The organism is Glaesserella parasuis, assembly GCF_002015085.1.
Lineage (GTDB): Bacteria > Pseudomonadota > Gammaproteobacteria > Enterobacterales > Pasteurellaceae > Glaesserella > Glaesserella parasuis.
Genome location: NZ_MUXW01000014.1, coordinates 36,369 through 57,223, shown reverse-complemented (window position 1 = coordinate 57,223; position 20,855 = coordinate 36,369). Strand labels below are relative to the sequence as shown.

The following is a 20,855-nucleotide window of genomic DNA, read 5'->3' as shown; positions in this document are numbered from 1 at the left end:
AGAAAAGGTTTTATGACAGGACGAACAAAAGTACCTCTATTATTTTTCTTTCCATGCTTTTGGATATTGTTCTTAAGGCAAAAAGGACAGTTTTTTATTCATATTTCAAAAAGTGAGTTAAAGCCTTGTACTATAAGGCTTTAGCCCACTTTTTACCAACACTTTTGTCTACTATGCCTTTTATGCTATTGACTTAATACTGTATCATTTCTCTTTTTGCCATTACTATAGCTAGTTTTAGTTATTTTGTAGTACGGCAATATAATTACAATTTATATCCTTATTGATCCAAAAATTCTTTGTTAAAGGATTAAAATGGTATCCGACGATTTCTTTACATTCAAAATCTTCTTGAGAGCACCATCTTAGCAACTCCGAGGGTTTAATAAATTTTTCGAAATTGTGAGTGCCTTTAGGAAGCATTTTGAGAACATATTCTGCGCCTATAATAATCAACATGTATGCTTTCGCTGTTCTATTAATGGTTGAAATAAAGAGTAAACCATCTTCCTTTAATAAATTCTTACAACTCTGAATAATAGAATGAGGATTGGGTACATGTTCAAGCACCTCCATACAGGTAATAATATCAAATTTTTCAGTATCCGTTATACAATGTTGTTTTAGAAAGTCTTCTACAGTAATTTGCTGATAGCAAATATTTAAGTGATTAGATTCTGCATGTTGTCTAGCAACTAGTAGAGCATCTGCTGCCATATCAATGCCAGTGACAATAGCTCCTAAACCAGCCATTGATTCGCTTAGAATTCCTCCCCCACATCCGATATCAAGTACTTTTTTTCCAAATAGCCCATTTGTTTTGTCATTGATATAGGCAAGCCTTAGTGGATTAAGTAGATGAATAGGCTTAAAGTCTCCTTGAGGATCCCACCAAGTTTTTGCCATTTTTTCAAATTTCTCCACTTCTTGTTGATCAATATTATTCATAAATTACTCACGATTATTTTAAAGTAGAAAATAATTAGATTGAGAGAGGAATAGAGGACATTGTGATTTATTCAATACTTACAGAAGTAATGACTATATCATGTTTAGGGACATCAGTATGCCATCCATAATTATGTGTAGAGATAACTTTTATTTTATCTACAATATCCATACCATCTACAACTTCTCCAAAAACAGCATACCCCCATTCTTGAACTACAGTTTTGCCAAATAGTTCTTTTGTTCGGTAGTCTAAGAAAGCATTATCTACAACATTAATGAAAAATTGTGAGGTGGCTGAATGAGGATCTGCTGTACGAGCCATCGCAATACTACCCCGTTTATTACTTAAACCGTTACTTGCTTCATTTTTAATTGGTTCTCTGGTTGGTTTTTCTATCATTCCTACTTCCATGCCTCCACCTTGAATCATGAAATTATCAATAACACGGTGGAAAATAGTATTATTGTAAAAACCTTCTTTACAATAAGACTCAAAATTTGCAGAAGTAATAGGTGCTTTCTCAAAATTTAGCATAATTTTGATATCACCAAGATTAGTATGTAATATAACCATTTTTATTCCTTAAATATGAAATGTAAGTAGAAGTACAGTATATTATTATAAGTTTTGGCGAAATTACAAAAACTTTCTTAATGGCTAACGAAATTACGTATGTTCGATGATATTTTTTACCCAATCCAACCCCGAATAAAAATCCTCAGAGAGATAAGGTTTGAGTTTTTGCAAGTTTTCAATGATAACGGTTTTATCAGGGTGGCAAAGGTTAATATGCCCCAATTTTCTGCCTGCTCGAACTTCTTTTCCATACCAATGCAGTTGGCTAAATGGAATATCTAACCATTCATTATGATGTTCGATCCCAATAAGGTTCACCATTACACTTGGTGCAATAGGTTTAAGCTCTGGGGTTGGTAAATCAAGTAATGCACGCAAATGCAATTCAAATTGACTGATTGAACAGCCTAACTGCGTCCAATGTCCACTATTGTGTACGCGTGGAGCGAGTTCATTTATCAGCAGTTTTTCGCCTACTACAAAACATTCCATTGCCATTACACCAACATAATTGAGTTCGTGCATAATCGCAGAGAGCATTTGTTCTGCTTGTTGTTGGAATATTTGTTGATGGGGTAGCGTGATATCCGCAACGCTGTAACGCAAAATGCCGTTTTGTTGTAAGTTATGGGTTACAGGGTAGAAGTGAGTTTCGCCATTACGGAACCTTGCACCCACTAAGGAAACTTCGCCATCAAAGGGAATAAATTTTTCTGCAATTACGTCACCAAATAAATCAGAGGTAATTTGTTCGACATTATCTTTAGTGACAATCCACTGCCCACGACCGTCATAGCCCCCTGTACGACGTTTCACTACCACTTTTTCACCAATGTTTTCAAAGACTTGCTGCCATTGCTCAGGAGAACTTAATAACTGCCAAGGCGATGTAGAGAGATTAAGCTGATCGAGCAATGATTTTTGGGTAAAACGGTCGGCAAGTTGTCTGAAAACGGAAAGATTGACAAAGTTTTTATGGTTGCTTAATAAATTTGTTAAAGGCGTTTCTGCCCAGCGTTCAATTTCAGCGGTAATCAAACTGTTTTCTGCAAGATCGAATACGGGATCATCAAAGGCTAATGGCTGAACTTCAATGTCTAATGGCATACCTGCATAACGTAACATTCTGCCAAGTTGCCCGTTACCAAGAACATAAATAGGGGGGTAGAGTGTGCTTTTTTGCATAGTTATCCTTAATAGTAGGGACACACGCAGTGTGTCCCTACGTTTAATTATTTAAAAATATTCCGCCAACGGTTTTTCCAACGTTTGATTCAACAAAACCATCAACTTAATGCGAGCTTTCTGTCCGCTTAATCCTTGGGTGAAAATGACCCCTTGTTGTTTCAGTTGCTTACCGCCACCAAGATAATCATACACATCTTGCGTAATACCGTTAAAGGCACGGGACACCAATACCACTGGGATATTTGCATTTAATAGGGCGGAAATCCCCGCTAGACAAGATGGCGGTAGGTTTCCTGCCCCTAAAGCTTCAACCACTACGCCGTCACAACGGCTTTGAGCCAGTTGTTCTAGTAAGAAGCTATCCATACCGACATAGGCTTTGACCAGTTGAATGTTTGATTTTTCCAAACGATCAATCGGAAAGCGTTCGTAAGCGGTCAGATGTTGGAAATAAATTGCACGGTTTTTGGTAACCAAACCACAAGGCCCAAATGTGGGCGTTTGGAAGGTTGCTACGTTAGTGGTATGAGTTTTGGTCACAAATTTGGCATTATGAATTTCATCATTCATCACCACCAAAACACCTTTGTTTTGGCTTTCATCACTTAATGCCACCAAAATAGCACTTTGTAGGTTAATTAAACCGTCAGAGCCTAATTCATTGCTAGAACGCATTGCCCCTGTAATGGCAACGGGAACATTCACTTTCAAGGCTAAATCAAGGAAATAGGCTGTTTCTTCTAAGGTGTCTGTGCCGTGTGTAATCACGATGCCATCATAACCTTCGGCTAACACTGCCTGTTCGATCCGATCTTTTAGCAACTGCCAATGTGCCAAGGTAATATGGGGCGAAGGAACGTGCAAAATCGCTTCTTGATAAAGTTGAGCAGGGTGATTGAGTTTAGCTAACGCCGTTAAAAGTGGGTTTTGAGCTGAAGGCGATACTTTGCCGTCTTCGCCTTCGCTCATTGAAATAGTTCCACCTGTGTGGAGAATTAATAATTTTTTACTCATTTAAATTCGTGGGTCTGGATTGTCTAACACAGATTGTGTTTGTTCATTGCGGAAAGATCGTAATTTTAGTGCAATTTCAGGGTTAAATGCACCTAAAATTTGTGCCGCTAATAATCCTGCATTTGCAGCCCCAGCTGGACCAATAGCAAGGGTGCCGACAGGAATGCCTTTTGGCATTTGAACGATAGAGTAAAGACTATCCACGCCACTGAGCATTGAGCTTTTTACAGGTACACCCAAGACAGGAACAATGGTTTTCGCTGCAATCATACCAGGTAGATGAGCCGCCCCGCCAGCTCCTGCAATAATCACTTTGTAACCTTTTTGTTCTGCGGTTTCGGCAAATTCAAACAGTTTATCGGGCGTACGATGAGCTGAAACGACTTCAACGTGATAAGGAATGTTAAATTGATCGAGAATTTGGGTTGCTTCGGACATAGTTGCCCAATCGCTTTTTGAACCCATTACAATGGCGATTTCGATGTTGGTTGTCATTTTGTACCTTTGGATTGAGTGTAATACAAGCGGTGAGGAGTGTATCACAAAAAGCAAACGTTTGCCTAAAGAAATAATCTGTGATGAAGCTAACATTTTAGGCTTTGAAAAATAGACAAAATAAGTGGTTTTTGCTATCTTGAGGTCAAATTTGTCTATAAATTTTCAACAATTTTTGATAAATCAAAAAAAAGTCGTTGAAAATCAAGGCGATAGACGCTTTCCTAAAAGTAGCTCTACGAATATCAGTAGGGCTATTTGCCGTGTTTTATTGATCTAAAACAAAAATAAATAACGGACTTTTGGTTAAAGTTTCAACGGTTGGCAAAATTGTAACAATTTTGCAATGTTTTATTCATCAGAGAAAAAAAGGAAAAGACTATGTCAGAAATGTTAGCACATGACGTAGATCCATTCGAAACGCAAGAATGGTTAGACTCAGTAAACTCTTTAGTTAAAGAAGAGGGCACTGAGCGTGCTCAATTTATTATTCAACAAGTAATGCAACATGCTCGCACTCAGGGTGTAGGGCTTCCATCAGGCGTAACAACTGATTATGTAAACACCATTCCAGTGTCTGAACAGCCTGTTTATCCAGGAAATCAAGAAATTGAGCGTCGTATTCGTTCAGCAGTTCGCTGGAATGCGATTGCGATGGTGTTGCGTAGTCAGAAGAAAGATTTGGATCTCGGCGGTCACATTTCAACCTTCCAATCTGCTGCAACCATGTATGAAGTGTGCTTTAACCACTTCTTCAAAGCAGCAACAGATAAAGACGGCGGTGACTTAGTTTATTCTCAAGGTCATGCCGCACCAGGTATCTATGCACGTTCTTTCTTAGAAGGTCGTTTAACCGCAGAGCAATTAGATAATTTCCGTCAAGAAGCTTTTGCTGATGGTTTATCTTCATACCCACACCCGAAATTAATGCCTGAATACTGGCAATTCTCTACCGTATCTATGGGTTTAGGTCCGGTTAATGCGATTTATCAAGCACGTTTCTTAAAATATTTACAAAATCGTGGTATTAAAGATACATCAGGTCAAACCGTTTATGCCTTCTTAGGTGACGGTGAAATGGATGAAATCGAATCTAAAGGTGCATTAACCGTTGCAGGTCGTGAAAAATTAGATAACTTGATTTTCGTTATTAGCTGTAACCTTCAACGTTTAGACGGTCCAGTAAATGGTAACGGTAAAATCGTTCAAGAATTAGAAGGTTTATTTACAGGTACCGGCTGGGAAGTCATCAAAGTCTTATGGGGTAGCAACTGGGATAAATTATTCGCTAAAGATACGTCAGGTAAGTTAGCACAATTAATGATGGAAGTAGTTGATGGTGACTACTTAACCTTCAAATCAAAAGATGGTGCTTATGTACGTGAACACTTCTTCGGTCGTTATCCAGAAACTGCTGCATTAGTTGCTGATATGACTGATGATGAAATTTGGCACTTACGTCGTGGTGCGCACGATTCAGAGAAAATGTATGCCGCATTTGAGCGTGCGAAACGTTCAAATAAACCAGTGGTTATCTTAGCTCACCAAGTAAAAGGCTACAAAATCCCTGAAGCAGAAAGTAAAAATACGGCTCACCAATCGAAAAAAATGTCATTAAATAGCTTAAAAGGCTTCCGTGACTACTTCCATTTGCCATTAACGGACGAACAAGTAGAAAACTTAGAATATGTAACTTTCCCAGAAGGTTCAGAAGAGTACAACTACTTACACGGTCGTCGTAAAGAGTTAAATGGTTATTTACCAGCACGTAAACCGAAATTTACCGTAGAGTACAAAGTTCCTGCATTATCAGAATTCCAAGCATTATTAGATGTACAACCACGTGGCATTTCAACTACAATGGCATTCTCTCGTGTATTAAATATCTTATTAAAAGATAAAAATATCGGTCAAACTATCGTGCCAATCATTGCGGACGAAGCCCGTACTTTTGGTATGGAAGGTTTATTCCGTCAAATCGGTATTTATAACCCACATGGTCAAAACTATGTGCCGTCAGACCGTGATTTAGTGGCTTACTACCGTGAAGCAACAGACGGCCAAGTGTTACAAGAAGGTATCAACGAGTTAGGTGCAACGGCATCTTGGGTTGCAGCAGCAACTTCATACTCTGTAAACAACCAACCGATGATCCCATTCTTCATCTACTACTCAATGTTCGGCTTCCAACGTGTTGGCGATATGATGTGGTTAGCCGGTGACCAATTAGCACGTGGCTTTATGATCGGTGGTACATCAGGCCGTACAACTTTAAACGGTGAAGGTTTACAACACGAAGATGGTCATAGCCATATCCAAGCAGGCGTTATCCCGAACTGTATCACTTACGATCCAGCATTTGCCTTTGAAGTGGCTGTTATCGTTCAAGACGGTATCAACCGTATGTACGGTGAAAAACAAGAAGATGTGTTCTATTACCTCACGACATTAAATGAAATTACCGAACAACCAGCAATGCCTGCAGGTGCGGAAGAAGGTATCCGTAAAGGTTTATACAAATTTGAAACGGTAGAAGGTAAGGGTAAAGGTCACGTTCAATTGTTAAGTTCTGGTGCAATCATGCGCCATGTACGTGAAGCGGCACAAATCCTTGCTAATGAATATGGTGTCACTGCAGATGTCTTCTCAGCACCTTCATTCAACGAATTAGGTCGTGACGGTGCGGATGCTGCTCGTTGGAACTTATTACACCCAACAGAAACCCCACGCGTACCTTATGTTTCACAAGTGTTAGCAGATTTACCAACAGTCGCTTCAACTGACTATATGAAACTTTACGCAGAACAAATCCGTGCGTATGTGCCAAGCAAGCACTACCATGTTTTAGGTACAGACGGTTTCGGTCGTTCAGACAGCCGTGCAAACTTACGCGAACACTTTGAAGTAGATGCACGTTATGTTGTTGTTGCTGCGTTAAGTCAATTAGCGAAAGAAGGCACAGTAGAAACCAAAGTGGTTGCTGATGCCATTGCAAAATTTGGCTTAAATGTAGATCGTATTAATCCGTTATACGCATAATCAAATCGTCGAATAAATGTAGGGACACACTGCGTGTGTCCGAGAAATTTGGCTTCGATATTCAACGGACGCACGCAGTGCGTCCCTACAAGTGGTGTGATTAAGTAAATTTTTTACAAATTTCACCGCTTATAAGAAGGATTACAAAAATGTCAAAACAAATTCAAATTCCAGATATCGGTGGTGATGAAGTTACCGTAACCGAAGTGATGGTCAAAGTGGGCGATACCATTGCTGCTGACCAATCTATTATCAATGTAGAAGGTGACAAAGCCTCTATGGAAGTACCAGCACCAGAAGCAGGTGTGGTAAAAGAAGTTTTAGTGAAAGTGGGCGATAAAGTGACCACAGGTTCACCAATGTTAGTTTTAGAAGCAGCAGGTTCAGCACCAGCACCACAAGCGGTCGCAGAAGCTGCACCAGCTCCAGCGGCAGCACCGATAGCGAGTGCAGTTGTTGATGTCAATGTACCAGATATCGGTGGCGATGAAGTCAACGTGACTGAAATTATGGTGAAGGTGGGTGATACTGTTGCCGTTGATCAATCTATCATCAACGTAGAAGGCGATAAAGCCTCTATGGAAGTGCCAGCACCAATCGCAGGTGTGGTAAAAGAAATTTTAGTGAAAGTCGGCGATAAAGTTTCAACTGGCTCATTAATTATGAAATTTGAAGTCGCAGGTGCAGCGCCAGCATCTGCTCCAGCTCCACAAGCGGCGGCAGCGCCTGCACCAGTTGCAGTGGCGCCAGCACAATCAGGTAATGTATCTGGTTTAAGCCAAGAACAAGTGGTTGCAAGTGCAGTTTATGCTCACGCAACCCCAGTGATTCGTCGCTTAGCGCGTGAGTTTGGTGTAAACTTAGATCGTATCAAAGGTACAGGTCGCAAAGGTCGTATCGTTAAAGAAGATATTCAAGCTTATGTGAAAACTGCGGTTCAAGTATTTGAAGATGTGAAATCAGGTAAAGCTCCAGCAGCAGGCAATGGCGTAGCGAACGGTGCAGGTTTAGGCTTATTACCGTGGCCGAAAGTCGATTTCAGCAAATTTGGTGAAATTGAAGAAGTTGAATTAAGTCGTATCAATAAGATCTCAGGTGCGAACTTACATCGTAACTGGGTGATGATTCCACATGTTACACACTTTGATCGTACGGACATCACAGATTTAGAGAATTTCCGTAAAGAACAAAACAAACTGGCTGAAAAACAAAAATTAGATGTGAAAATCACGCCAGTGGTGTTCATTATGAAAGCGGTAGCGAAAGCGTTAGAAGCGTACCCACGTTTCAACAGCTCAATTTCTGAAGACGGTCAAAAACTTACCCTTAAGAAATATATTAATATCGGCGTTGCAGTAGATACACCAAACGGCTTAGTTGTTCCAGTATTTAAAAATGTGAACGAAAAAGGCATTGTTGAGCTTTCTCGTGAATTAATGGAAGTGTCTAAGAAAGCGCGTGAAGGTAAATTAACTGCAGCAGATATGCAAGGCGGTTGTTTCACCATTTCAAGCTTAGGAGGTATCGGTACAACCCACTTCACACCAATCGTGAATGCCCCTGAAGTTGCAATTTTAGGCGTATCGAAATCAGAAATGATGCCACAATGGAACGGTAAAGAGTTTGAGCCACGCTTAATGCTTCCGTTATCATTATCTTTCGACCACCGTGTAATTGACGGTGCTGATGGAGCTCGTTTCTTAAGCTACATTAACGGTGTACTTGCGGACATTCGTCGTTTAGTAATGTAATTGATATAAGCGGTCAGATTTGCAAAATTTTCTGCAAAAAAGACCGCTTATTGTAGGGACGCAATGCTTGCGTCCGCGGACACACGTAGTGTGTCCCTACATAAGAGGAAAAATTTTATGAGCCAAGAAATTAAAACACAAGTAGTGGTACTCGGTGCAGGTCCAGCAGGTTATTCTGCGGCTTTCCGTTGTGCCGATTTAGGTTTAGAAACAGTCTTAGTTGAACGTTATTCAACCCTTGGTGGTGTGTGCTTAAACGTAGGTTGTATTCCGTCTAAAGCATTATTACACGTTGCAAAAATCATTGAAGAAGCAAAACGCGCAGAGCATAATGGTATTACATTTGGCGAACCAACCATTGATTTAGACACAGTGCGTGCAGGTAAAGAAGCGGTAGTTGCAAAACTGACTGGCGGTTTAGCAGGTATGGCAAAAGCGCGTAAAGTGACTGTTGTTGAAGGTCAGGCAACCTTTGCTGATCCACATACGCTAGTTGCTCGTGACCGCGATGGACACCCAACAACCATTAAATTCGACAATGCGATTATTGCAGCAGGTTCTCGCCCAATTCAATTACCATTTATCCCACACCACGATCCGCGTATTTGGGACTCAACAGACGCACTTAAATTAAAAGAAATTCCGAAAAAATTACTCATTATGGGTGGTGGTATCATCGGTTTAGAAATGGGTACGGTATATCAAGCCTTAGGTTCAGAAGTGGAAGTGGTTGAAATGTTCGACCAAGTTATTCCAGCAGCGGATAAAGACGTTGTAGCAATTTTCACCAAACGCATTGAGAAGAAATTCAAATTAATGCTTGAAACTAAAGTGACTGCAGTTGAAGCAAAAGACGACGGTATCTATGTTTCAATGGAAGGCAAAGCGTGCAACGATACTAAACGCTATGATGCAGTATTAGTAGCTATCGGTCGTGTACCGAACGGCAAACTATTAGATGCAGGTAAAGCAGGTGTGAATGTTGATGATCGTGGCTTTATCGCGGTAGATAAACAAATGCGAACTAACGTGCCACACATCTTCGCTATCGGTGACATCGTGGGTCAGCCAATGTTAGCACACAAAGGTGTTCACGAAGGTCACGTTGCTGCAGAAGTAATTGCAGGACAAAAACATTACTTCGATCCAAAAGTGATCCCATCTATTGCTTATACTGAGCCAGAAGTAGCTTGGGTAGGTAAAACTGAGAAAGAGTGTAAACAAGAAGGCTTAAACTACGAAGTGGCGAAGTTCCCTTGGGCTGCTTCAGGTCGTGCGATTGCGTCTGAATGTGCAGACGGTATGACAAAATTAATCTTCGATAAAGATACACATCGTTTACTTGGTGGTGCAATTGTGGGTACTAACGGCGGTGAATTGTTAGGTGAAATCGGTTTAGCGATTGAAATGGGCTGTGATGCAGAAGATATTGCATTAACTATCCACGCTCACCCAACTCTACACGAGTCTGTAGGTCTTGCAGCAGAGGTATTTGAAGGCTCTATCACAGACCTTCCAAATCCAAAAGCGAAGAAAAGATAATTAGAGCGCAATAAAACCTCTCGGAATGAGAGGTTTTATACTAATATGTAACCTCTTTTTTCTCAGAAATTTTCCCATTTCCCTGCTAAAATATGCCTTGTAAATTTAATGTGTTTTTACAGGATACCCAATGACAGAACTCAACCACCAAATCAGCCAAATTATTGCCGCAGAGTTAGCGGTGCGATCTGAACAAATTTTTGCAGCGATGACTTTACTTGATGAAGGAAATACCATTCCGTTTATCGCTCGTTATCGTAAAGAAGTCACAGGCGGATTAGACGATACTCAACTTCGCCATTTTGAAACTCGTTTACTCTATTTGCGTGAGCTAAACGACCGCCGTCAAACTATTTTGAAATCCATTGAAGAGCAAGGCAAGCTCACCGATGAACTGCGTGAGAAAATTGAACAAACGCAGAGTAAAACGGAGCTTGAAGATCTCTATTTGCCGTATAAACCAAAACGCCGTACTCGTGGGCAAATTGCGATTGAAGCAGGGCTTGAGCCGTTGGCGGATAGTCTTTGGAACGATCCTAGCCAAGTGCCTGAAACAGTCGCTGAAGCCTATGTGGACGCAGAAAAAGGTGTGGCAGATGTGAAATCTGCACTTGATGGGGCAAGATATATTTTGATGGAACGTTTTTCCGAAGATGCAGATCTGCTTGCAAAATTACGTCAATATCTGATCGCTAATGCCACCCTTGAAGCCAAGGTGATTGACGGTAAGGAAGAAGAAGGCGAGAAATTCCGTGACTATTTTGCTCACAGTGAGCCGTTGAAAAATGTGCCGTCACATCGTGCCTTAGCGATGTTCCGTGGGCGTAATGAGGGTATTTTGTCGCTCAATTTGAATGCCGATCCTGATGCGGAAGAAGGTAGCCGTTCAAGTTATTGTGAAGAGATTATTCGTGAGCATTTAGGCGTACAACTTCGTCAGCAACCGGCAGACAGCTGGCGTTCGCAGGTGATTGCGTGGACATGGAAAATCAAAGCCTTGTTGCACCTTGAAACGGAATTAATGGGGGCATTGCGAGAAAAAGCGGAAGAAGAAGCGATTGATGTGTTTGCACGTAATTTATCCGCATTATTAATGGCTGCACCTGCAGGGGCAAGAAATACGATGGGATTAGACCCAGGTTTGCGTACTGGAGTGAAAGTGGCTGTGGTCGATAATACGGGTAAATTATTGGATACCGCCACGATTTATCCTCATACGGGACAGATGGACGTTGCAATGGTGACCATTTATAAGCTGATTAAACAGCATAATGTTGATTTAATTGCGATTGGTAACGGCACGGCTTCTCGTGAAACGGAGCGTTTTGCCAAAGAAGTGATTAAAGAGATCAAAGAGAATAAACCGCAAACTGTGGTGGTAAGTGAGGCAGGGGCATCGGTTTATTCGGCTTCAGAATTAGCGGCGGCGGAGTTCCCTGAACTTGATGTATCCTTGCGTGGTGCAGTGTCGATTGCTCGCCGTTTGCAAGATCCGTTGGCGGAATTGGTGAAAATTGAACCTAAAGCGATTGGTGTAGGGCAATATCAGCACGATGTCAATCAGTCGCAACTGGCGCGTAAACTTGATGCGGTGGTCGAAGATTGTGTAAATGCGGTAGGCGTGGACTTAAATACCGCTTCTGCACCATTGCTTGCGCGTGTGGCGGGTATGACGAAAACCTTGGCTCAAAATATCGTGGCTTACCGTGATGAAAATGGGCGTTTTAATTCTCGTTCTGACCTGAAAAAAGTTGCTCGCTTAGGACCAAAAGCCTTTGAGCAGTGTGCTGGCTTTATGCGAATTTTAGGTGGAAAAAATCCGCTTGATGCCTCAAGTGTTCACCCAGAAGCTTATCCTGTGGTGGAAAAAATCTTACAGGCAACCGCTTCTACCTTGGGTGAGTTGATGGGTAACTCAACGAAAATTCATAGTTTGAACGCCAAAGATTTTGTTGATGAACAGTTTGGCTTGCCAACGGTAAACGATATTTTCAAAGAGCTTGAAAAGCCAGGGCGTGACCCTCGTGGTGAGTTCAAAACGGCGATCTTTATGGACGGCGTAGAAGAAATCAGCGATTTGAAAGTCGGTATGATTTTAGAAGGCACTGTCACTAACGTAACGAACTTCGGGGCGTTTGTGGATATTGGCGTTCATCAAGACGGTTTAGTGCATATTTCAATGTTGTCGAACAGCTTTGTTGAAGATCCGCACCAAGTGGTGAAAACGGGTGACGTAGTCAAAGTGAAGGTATTAGAAGTTGATGTGGCTCGTAAACGTATTGCCTTAACGATGCGTTTGGACGATAAGCCAACGGATAAACGTGATACAAGCGGTGAGAAACGCAAAGAGTTTGGCAAATCCGACCGCTCGCAAAAGTCTGAACGTCAAAGTTTTGGCAACAATGCTTTTGCAGATGCGTTGAAGGGGTGGAAGAAGTAATCTACTTTTTTGGTCGGGACGATGACAAAGTAATTTGGAGCGTTCTTACCACCATCTCACTTTGCCTTTGCTTCTGTCAAATTTTTCTTGTTTAATTCAAGTATCTTTGACATGTTATCAGGTTATGCTATTCCACCTTCCCTCGTAAGAGGGAAGGGAAGTGAAAGAAATGCTATATAAGTTAGCCCCCTAACGCTTTCAATCCTACCGTCATATGTAATCCGTAAAACAAGGTTCTACCAAGTAATTCGCCGATCAGGATTAACGCAAATCCGCTGAAGCTGATGAGTGTAGTGCGTTTTTTCAGTGCTACTAGCAATAAGACAATATCGACAATAATCAATCCAAAGTGGATAAAGGTGATAGTGAGATAATCAGGTACGAGATCTAATGCAGTGAATATCGCCGTTTTTACCCCTAAGAGATATTGATAGTTCAAGTAGGTGCTAATTGCAGTGGCAATCGCCCCAACGATTGCAATACCAACCAAGGTTTTTTGTAAATACTCACCGCAACGTACCGCTTGTAATAAGCCGACTGCCAAAGCAGAACCAGCTAATATAACCGTTAAGAAAAACGATACTGGCGTATGGACGCTATTCCACGTTGGCACAGTTGGGATTAGGTAGAGTTTTGCCATTGCCCCGATAAAAATTAAACCTGAAATAGCAACCACTACACGCCCTAACGGTTGCCACGCTGTTGGTAGTTTGTGTTCAATAGATGAAACAAAGCTAACAAGCGGTAAGCACGCACTTGGTGGAAATCGCCGTAATTGTCTAAACCAAGATTATCAGTTTCTACATATTTAATCACTCCATCTTGAACGTGCATACGCAACGGGCAACGGCTGTGGCAGTTTACGGTACAAGCACTCCAAACAAGTTTTTCATTCGCTGTAGAAGCGGTTGGTTTTGGATTAGCTTTTGCAATTGGAATTTGAACAGCACTTGCTGCAAGTGCCGCCCCACTTAACGCAGCACCACCTTTGAGAAACGAACGTCGTTCTGCCGAAAAATGGCTGCTGTCTGATTGATGTTTCATATAATTTCCTCACAAAATAGAAAATTGACCCGATTAAGTCGTTCGTAGGGAATATAGAGATTTCCGTTGATGAAGTTTTGACGATTATCAAATTGCTCAGGAAGTTAGACGATAACGCTTTAGGTTGAGATTATTACGTTATTTACTATGTTATGTATCGATTGGTAATGTGTAACCTGAAAATCAAACTTGCAATTTATTATAGCTCGGCTATGCTAGTGGCTTATTTTGTTTTCATTTTTAAGTAGTTATGTCACATCACCACCCCGTCAAAGGCGCTATTGCAATTATTACCGCAGGCTTTTTATTTGCTTGTGTCAATACGCTTATTCCTAAATTAACTTCCGTTTCAACAATTGATGCCAGTGTTATTGCTCTGGTGCAATACCTTGTTGCTTTTGTCTTTTTAATGCCAAGTATGGCAAATATGGGCTTTTTTCAGTCGTTGAGGACGAAGCATTTTGGTATGCACTGTTTTCGGGTGTTTTTGTCGGCAATCGGTATTCAGTGTTGGACAATGGCTTTAGCTTATCCTATTCCCATTTGGCAGGGGATTGCGTTGTTGATGACATCGCCTCTGTTTGTGACTATTGGCTCAGGGCTGTTTTTGAAAGAGAAGGTGGATACAAAACGCTGGATTGCGACCTTCTTGGGATTTGTGGGGGCGATGATTATTTTAGAACCTTGGTCAGAAAATTTTGAGTGGGTGGTGTTATTGCCTGTTGCTGCCGCATTTTTCTGGGCGTGTTATTCGTTGATGGTGAAAAAGCTCTCTAGCGAAGATTCGCCAACCACAATGGTAGCCTATCTATTTATTTTAATTACCCCATTTAACTTGTTGATCGCATTGACGAATTTAAGCCCTGAAGGATTTAGTTTGCCATCATTTAGTGATTTTGGTTTCTTAATTTTATTGGGATTTTTTACCGCATTGGCACAGCTTGCTGTCGCTAAAGCCTATAGTTTGGCCGATGCTTCTTATATTCAACCTTTTGATTTTATTAAGTTGCCATTGAACGTTTTGGCAGGTTGGCTTGTCTTTAACTGGGTGCCGCCAGGTAAGCTATGGTTAGGGGCAGCAATTATTATTGGGGCGACGATGTATATTACACACGCCGAAGCGAAACAATCTCAGCAGAAGTAGATGATGGCGGAACAATCTCAAACAGAGCAATCGACAGCAAAAACAACGGGGAGACGTTGGGTAGCTCGCGTAAGCATTTGGCTGATGAAAGGCATATTGGGATTGTGCTTTCCTCTTTTTTTGCTGATGTTTGCTATTGATTTTGCAACAGGCTATTGGGTGCGAGATCAAATTTATATTGATGTACGACAATTACCCCAACGGGAATATGCGTTGGTTCTGGGAACCGCAAAATATTATCCGTCAGGCTCGCCTAATCTTTACTACAAATATCGTTTAGATGCAGCTAAAGCGGTATTTGAGCATAACAAGGTCAATTATTTATTAGTTAGCGGTGATAATAAGACCGCTTACTATAATGAGCCCAAAATGATGACCCATGATTTACGCCAAATGGGGATTCCGTGGCAGCGAATTAGACAGGATTATGCTGGTTATAATACGTTAGATTCGATTATTCGGGCGGATAAAGTGTTTCAATTACAACCCTTTATCATCATTTCTCAGCAGTTTCATTGTGAACGAGCCTTATTCATTGCAAAATTTCACCAAATTGAAGCGGTCTGTTTTACGGCAAAATATCCAGATGCTCACTATAAAGTGCGGATTCGTGAATTTTTTGCACGAAGTGCGATGGCGGTGAGTTTATTGTTAGGGAAAGAGGCGACAACCTTGGAACCTTCACAGATGAAGATGATAAAAAATAATTAAATTCCTGAGTATAGGCATGGATTGATTTATATCACCCTTTTCTATTTTTTCCAGTTAGTGATACAATCTGAATTTATTTTTATTCACTAATTACATTATGAGTCGTCAAAAGAAAAGTCGTCGTCTTACCGACATTATGCCTGCAAGAAAGGCAGATAAACCCTTACAACCTAAAGCAAAAGTGTCTAAGGGCCGTAAACCAACACGTTATGAATTAGATTTAGCTGCGCGTGAGGAAAAGAAAAAACGTAAACATAAAGGTTTGCCGTCAGGCTCTCGCACTAATGAAGGGAATGAGCAAAAACAAAAAGTAGAGAAAGAGGTAAAAGATCCGCGTATCGGTAGCCGTAAAAAAGTGCCGTTAATGGTGGAATTTATTAATCAACCAGAAAAAGACCGTGTTATTAAACCTGTGCCAATTGAAGTTGAGAAACCTCGTTTAAGTCCAGAGCAAGAGTTAGAACAGTTAGAAAATAATGAATGTTTAAATCAGCTATTAGACGATTTAGAAGCAGGTAAAACATTGTCTGCACAAGATCAGAAATTTGTTGATGAATGTTTAGATCGCGTTCACGAATTAATGACTGAGTTAGGGATTCAAGATGAAGAAGACGAATCAGAAGATTTGCTGCGTCAATTTGAAACGATGGACATTAATAATTTCCGTTAAAAATGATGATGCGATTTTTTCTAATTATTTTGGCAATTTTGATTGTGCTGTCGATGGCAGGTTACGCAATTTCCTTATGGCTTAAATTAAAAAAACAGAAAAAACAGTTAAAAGAGGCACAACTTAATCGCTATCGTTCGATTATCGAGAGCATTGATGTCATTGGACGAGCAATGTTAGCTGAGCAATGTGGTTTTTCTGAAGGGGTATTACGATTAAAACCATTACTTGATGTACTAGGCAAAAAATTAAGTCAATATCCAGCAATGTGGTCATTGTATCAAGTGGTTGAATCAATGCCAATTTTAGAGGCTCGTAAGGAATTAAAACGTAATGAGCGAATGAGGCTTGACTTAGAGCGTGAATCAAAAGAGGCAGAGTTATCTGAGCAGATTAAGCAAGAACTTCATCAATTATTAAGCGAAATAGAGCAATTTAAACAAGAGTTAAAATAACAATGACAGACATTATTTGGGATATTAATCTTATCCAAAAATATAATCAATCAGGACCTCGCTATACCTCTTACCCAACAGCGTTAGAGTTTAATGAGTCTTATAATGATGATGATTTCAAAGCTGCTGCTGCACGTTATCCTAATAAGCCACTTTCACTTTATGTGCATATTCCATTTTGCCATAAACTCTGTTATTTCTGTGCTTGTAATAAAATCATTACACGCCACCAGCATAAAGTCGATATTTATCTGGATTATTTAGAAAAAGAGATTAAATACCGTGCGGATTTATTTAAGGATAGAACAGTAACTCAAATCCACTGGGGCGGTGGTACGCCAACCTATCTTGATGAAGAACAGTCGCTACGTCTAATGGCGATGTTACGCAAACATTTTAACGTAATCGATGATGCGGAAATCAGTATTGAAATGGATCCGCGAGAGATTGAGTTGGAAATGCTCGATCATTTGCGTGAAATTGGGTTTAACCGAATTAGTATGGGGATCCAAGATTTCAATAAAGAAGTTCAGAAGCTGGTTAATCGTGAGCAAGATGAAGAGTTCATTTTTTCCTTAATGAAACGTGCAAGAGAGCTAGGTTTTACCTCAACTAATATTGATTTGATCTACGGTTTACCGAAACAAACAGTAGAAAGTTTTATGTTTACCTTAGACCGTGTGATTGAGTTAAATCCTGATCGAATGAGCGTGTTTAACTATGCTCATTTACCAAGTCGTTTTGCAGCACAAATCAAAATTAAAGATGAAATGTTGCCAGCCCCTGAAACGAAGCTCGAAATTTTACAGAAAACGATTGAAACTTTAGGTAACGCAGGTTATAAATTTATCGGTATGGATCACTTTGCAAAGCCTAATGATGAATTGGCGATTGCTCAGGCAAAAGGGGAATTACACCGTAATTTCCAAGGCTATACTACCCAAGAAGATGCGGATTTGTTAGGCTTAGGGGTATCGGCAATTAGTTTACTGGGGGATAGCTACGCTCAAAACCATAAAGAGCTGAAACAGTATTATACCGAGGTGGAAATGCGTGGTATTGCATTACACAAAGGTTTGAGTATGACTAAAGATGACTGTTTACGCCGTGATGTGATCAAAGCCCTAATTTGTAATTTTAAGCTAGAATATGACCGCTTTGAGCAAGATTATCAGATTGATTTTAATCAGTACTTTGCAGAGGATTTATTATTATTAGCACCGTTAGAAAAAGATGGTTTGCTTGATATTGGTGCAAAGGGTATTGTTGTTTCGCCTCGAGGGCGTTTATTGATCAGAAATATCTGTATGTGCTTTGATATTTATTCAAGACAACAAGCAAAACGACAACAATTTTCAAGAATCATTTAATGATAATGTTTGCAAATAAGGCAGTTACATAGGCTTATTTGTTTACAAATGTGAGTAGAATCAAATTATGAAACCATATCGCTATAGTTTACTTTCTATTGCTATTGTTGCAGCTTGCTGTAGTCAATATGTAATAGCAGATTTGAGAATGCAATGTTTACAAGGAATTCCTACTTTTCAGGGGGATATTATACAAGGTGATCAGACTCTTCTACCTGTGTATATTGAGTCAGATCGTATGGAAATGAATTATCCTTCTGAGGCAACATATTTTGGTGAAGTTAGTGTTAAGCAAGGTAATCGTTCTCTTATTACAGAAAAAGCTAAGGTAGAACAGAATAACGAACAGATGCGTTTTGCTTATTTAATCGGTAAATTCGATTATCGGGATAATTTCATTAATGCGATAGGTAATAATGCAAAGATTAATTTGAACAACTATGATGCTCAGTTAGGCAGGGTCGATTACCATTTAGTTGATCGACAAGGAAGAGGTATTGCTGATGAAGTCATGATAACTGAACAAGCCCGTCGAATGAAAAATGCAACTTTTACAGCTTGTTTACCTCATGATAACTCCTGGGCTATTGAAGCTAATGAAATGGTTCAGCATGTTGAAGAGGAATATGCTGAAGTATGGCATGCGCGTTTTAAAGTATTGGGTATACCTATTTTCTATTCTCCTTATTTGCAATTTCCAATAGGGGATCGTCGTCGTTCTGGTTTATTGGCTCCGAGTGTTGGTCATTCAAGACGAGATGGTTATATATATGCACAGCCAATATATTGGAATATTGCTTCTAACATGGATATGACATTTGTACCAACATACTATTCAAAACGTGGTTGGCAGATTGCACCTGAACTGCGTTATTTAACTTATTTAGGAGAAGGTAAAATAGCCGGTGAATATTTAGGTAAGGATCGACTTGAAAATTGGGCAAATCATAGTAAATCTCGTTATATGCTATTTTGGCAACATGATATGAGTTTTTTTAATAATTGGAGATTAGCTGTTGATTATAAAAGAGTTAGTGATAGTCGGTACTTTTCTGATTTTAATTCTATGTACGGGAATAGTACTGATGGTTATGCGGTACAGCAGTTTAAATTAGGGTACTATCATTCAGATTATAATTTTTCTATTTCAGGAAAAAAATTTCAGTCATTTTATGTAGAAAATGATAGCACTACCTATCATGTGTTACCAAAGATTGAGCTTAATTACTATAAAAATAATTTAGTTTCTGATGTTGATTTCAAGATGTTTGGGCAGATGGCGCATTTTGTTAATCAAAATAAACTCATGCCATCAGCGTGGCGTTTTCATTTAGAACCTAGTTTAAATGTTCCTTTTGTTAACCGGTTAGGAAGTTTAGCTTTAGAAACTAAGCTATATACCACCTATTATTTACAGAAAATGGGGCAAGCACAAGTAATACCGATAGAGTCACATATACTCCGGGTATTACCTCAATTTAAGTTGGATTTTAAAACTGTCTTGGAAAAGGAAAGACCTTTGTTTAATGGGTTTTCACAAGTTTTTGAGCCAACAATACAATATTTATATCGTCCATATAAAAATCAAGGAAATATTGGAGTTAGAAATCCTAAATATTTAGGTTTAGGTTATGACTCCGTTTTATTGCAGCAGGATTATTACTCTTTATTTAATGAGCGTAGTTATAGTGGGTTGGACCGCATTGCCTCTGCTAATCAGGTTACGTTAGGCGGTACTACACGATTTTTTAGCGACAAAACAGGAAAAGAAGTATTTAACTTTAGTGCAGGACAGATTCAATATTTATCTCCTTCAAGAGTTGATAGTGAGTCGTTAAATAGCGATACAAAACACTCATCTTCTTGGTCATTAGAATCTAACTGGAAATTTCATTCAAACTGGAATTGGCATGGAAGTTATCAATATGATACACGTCTAAACGAAACATCGTTAGCAAATGTTTCATTACAATTTAAGCCTAAAAATAATAACGTGATTCAGCTTAATTATCGTTATGCAAGCAAAAACTATATAGATCAAAATTTAAGTGATAATCGCTATGGGCAGGATATTAAGCAAGTTGGAGGTATTATAGCTTGGTCATTGAGCAATAATTTATCAATAGTAATGAGCCACTATCAAGATATTGCTTTAAAAAAACCGGTTGAGAGTCAATTGGGTTTAAATTATAGCACTTGTTGTTGGAGTGCAAAATTTTATACTTCTAGACATTTGATTTCAACTCCGATGGGGAAAAGCGATACGATAAACGATTTCTACTATGATAATCGTTTTGGTATTAATTTTGAAGTTAGATTTAATGGAAATTATGAACATACCGTGCCTAAGATGCTTAAAAAAGGAATTCTCCCTTATATTGAAGCGTTTAATATCAATTAAATTTTTTAGCCTCTTTGATGAATTAAAAGAATCAATCAACTAAGATTGGTTCTTATGAGTAGT

General features: G+C 39.7%; 17 protein-coding genes. 10 read left to right on the top strand and 7 right to left on the bottom strand.

Annotated features, from left to right (window positions below):
- Positions 1-237: 237 nt before the first annotated feature.
- The 5 genes from ubiG to purE all read right to left on the bottom strand — a co-directional run bounded on the left by ubiG (position 238) and on the right by purE (position 4,225).
- Complete coding sequence (gene ubiG / locus B0183_RS05260; RefSeq protein WP_021110821.1) at positions 238-948, bottom strand: bifunctional 2-polyprenyl-6-hydroxyphenol methylase/3-demethylubiquinol 3-O-methyltransferase UbiG; 711 nt, start codon at positions 946-948, stop codon at positions 238-240.
- A 67-nt stretch (positions 949-1,015) separates the two neighbouring features.
- Positions 1,016-1,525, bottom strand: coding sequence for a peptidylprolyl isomerase (locus B0183_RS05255; RefSeq protein ID WP_005711608.1), 510 nt, complete (start codon positions 1,523-1,525; stop codon positions 1,016-1,018).
- 93 nt (positions 1,526-1,618) lie between these two features.
- Positions 1,619-2,713 (bottom strand): 5-(carboxyamino)imidazole ribonucleotide synthase, encoded by a 1,095-nt coding sequence (gene purK / locus B0183_RS05250; protein ID WP_012621760.1) that lies wholly within the window; start codon positions 2,711-2,713, stop codon positions 1,619-1,621.
- Positions 2,714-2,764: 51 nt separating this feature from the next.
- Positions 2,765-3,730: an asparaginase gene (locus B0183_RS05245; RefSeq protein ID WP_005711605.1), complete on the bottom strand. Its 966-nt coding sequence runs from the start codon at positions 3,728-3,730 to the stop codon at positions 2,765-2,767.
- Positions 3,731-4,225 carry a 5-(carboxyamino)imidazole ribonucleotide mutase gene (gene purE / locus B0183_RS05240; RefSeq protein ID WP_012621758.1) on the bottom strand — a complete coding sequence of 165 codons (495 nt, stop codon included), beginning with the start codon at positions 4,223-4,225 and terminating at the stop codon, positions 3,731-3,733.
- Positions 4,226-4,606: 381 nt separating this feature from the next.
- Here purE and aceE point away from each other — a divergent pair, with 381 nt between their 5' ends.
- The 4 genes from aceE (at position 4,607) to B0183_RS05220 (ending at position 12,997) form a co-directional block, all read left to right on the top strand.
- Positions 4,607-7,264, top strand: a complete 2,658-nt coding sequence (gene aceE, locus B0183_RS05235; RefSeq protein ID WP_078208454.1) for a pyruvate dehydrogenase (acetyl-transferring), homodimeric type — start codon at positions 4,607-4,609, stop codon at positions 7,262-7,264.
- A gap of 149 nt (positions 7,265-7,413) precedes the next feature.
- The gene (aceF, locus tag B0183_RS05230) at positions 7,414-9,015 is read left to right on the top strand and encodes a pyruvate dehydrogenase complex dihydrolipoyllysine-residue acetyltransferase (RefSeq protein ID WP_078208453.1); all 1,602 of its coding nucleotides are present in this window, start codon (positions 7,414-7,416) and stop codon (positions 9,013-9,015) included.
- A gap of 117 nt (positions 9,016-9,132) precedes the next feature.
- A complete protein-coding gene (gene lpdA / locus B0183_RS05225) occupies positions 9,133-10,557 on the top strand; it encodes a dihydrolipoyl dehydrogenase (RefSeq protein WP_005711597.1) in 1,425 nt (474 codons plus the stop codon).
- Positions 10,558-10,687: 130 nt separating this feature from the next.
- Positions 10,688-12,997 carry a Tex family protein gene (locus B0183_RS05220; RefSeq protein WP_078208452.1) on the top strand — a complete coding sequence of 770 codons (2,310 nt, stop codon included), beginning with the start codon at positions 10,688-10,690 and terminating at the stop codon, positions 12,995-12,997.
- 181 nt (positions 12,998-13,178) lie between these two features.
- Here the strand turns inward: B0183_RS05220 and B0183_RS05215 are convergent, their stop codons facing one another.
- Positions 13,179-13,718, bottom strand: a complete 540-nt coding sequence (locus B0183_RS05215) for a dimethyl sulfoxide reductase anchor subunit family protein (RefSeq protein WP_078208451.1) — start codon at positions 13,716-13,718, stop codon at positions 13,179-13,181.
- A complete protein-coding gene (locus tag B0183_RS05210; protein ID WP_021118971.1) occupies positions 13,682-14,041 on the bottom strand; it encodes a twin-arginine translocation signal domain-containing protein in 360 nt (119 codons plus the stop codon). The genes B0183_RS05215 and B0183_RS05210 overlap by 37 nt, the downstream gene beginning before the upstream one ends.
- A gap of 250 nt (positions 14,042-14,291) precedes the next feature.
- On the opposite strand from B0183_RS05210, the gene B0183_RS05205 reads away from it, so the two are divergent.
- From B0183_RS05205 to lptD, 6 genes are all read left to right on the top strand, one after another.
- On the top strand, positions 14,292-15,185 hold the full coding sequence (locus B0183_RS05205; RefSeq protein ID WP_021113580.1) for a DMT family transporter: 894 nt from the start codon (positions 14,292-14,294) through the stop codon (positions 15,183-15,185).
- 3 nt (positions 15,186-15,188) lie between these two features.
- On the top strand, positions 15,189-15,896 hold the full coding sequence (locus B0183_RS05200) for a SanA/YdcF family protein (protein ID WP_062924515.1): 708 nt from the start codon (positions 15,189-15,191) through the stop codon (positions 15,894-15,896).
- Between the two features lie 97 nt (positions 15,897-15,993).
- Positions 15,994-16,566, top strand: a complete 573-nt coding sequence (yihI, locus tag B0183_RS05195; protein ID WP_038513875.1) for a Der GTPase-activating protein YihI — start codon at positions 15,994-15,996, stop codon at positions 16,564-16,566.
- Between the two features lie 5 nt (positions 16,567-16,571).
- Positions 16,572-17,021: a DUF2489 domain-containing protein gene (locus B0183_RS05190; RefSeq protein ID WP_021110807.1), complete on the top strand. Its 450-nt coding sequence runs from the start codon at positions 16,572-16,574 to the stop codon at positions 17,019-17,021.
- A 2-nt stretch (positions 17,022-17,023) separates the two neighbouring features.
- Complete coding sequence (gene hemN, locus B0183_RS05185; protein ID WP_016527834.1) at positions 17,024-18,391, top strand: oxygen-independent coproporphyrinogen III oxidase; 1,368 nt, start codon at positions 17,024-17,026, stop codon at positions 18,389-18,391.
- Between the two features lie 67 nt (positions 18,392-18,458).
- Positions 18,459-20,792 carry an LPS assembly protein LptD gene (gene lptD / locus B0183_RS05180; protein WP_078208450.1) on the top strand — a complete coding sequence of 778 codons (2,334 nt, stop codon included), beginning with the start codon at positions 18,459-18,461 and terminating at the stop codon, positions 20,790-20,792.
- The last annotated feature ends 63 nt before the right edge of the window (positions 20,793-20,855 follow it).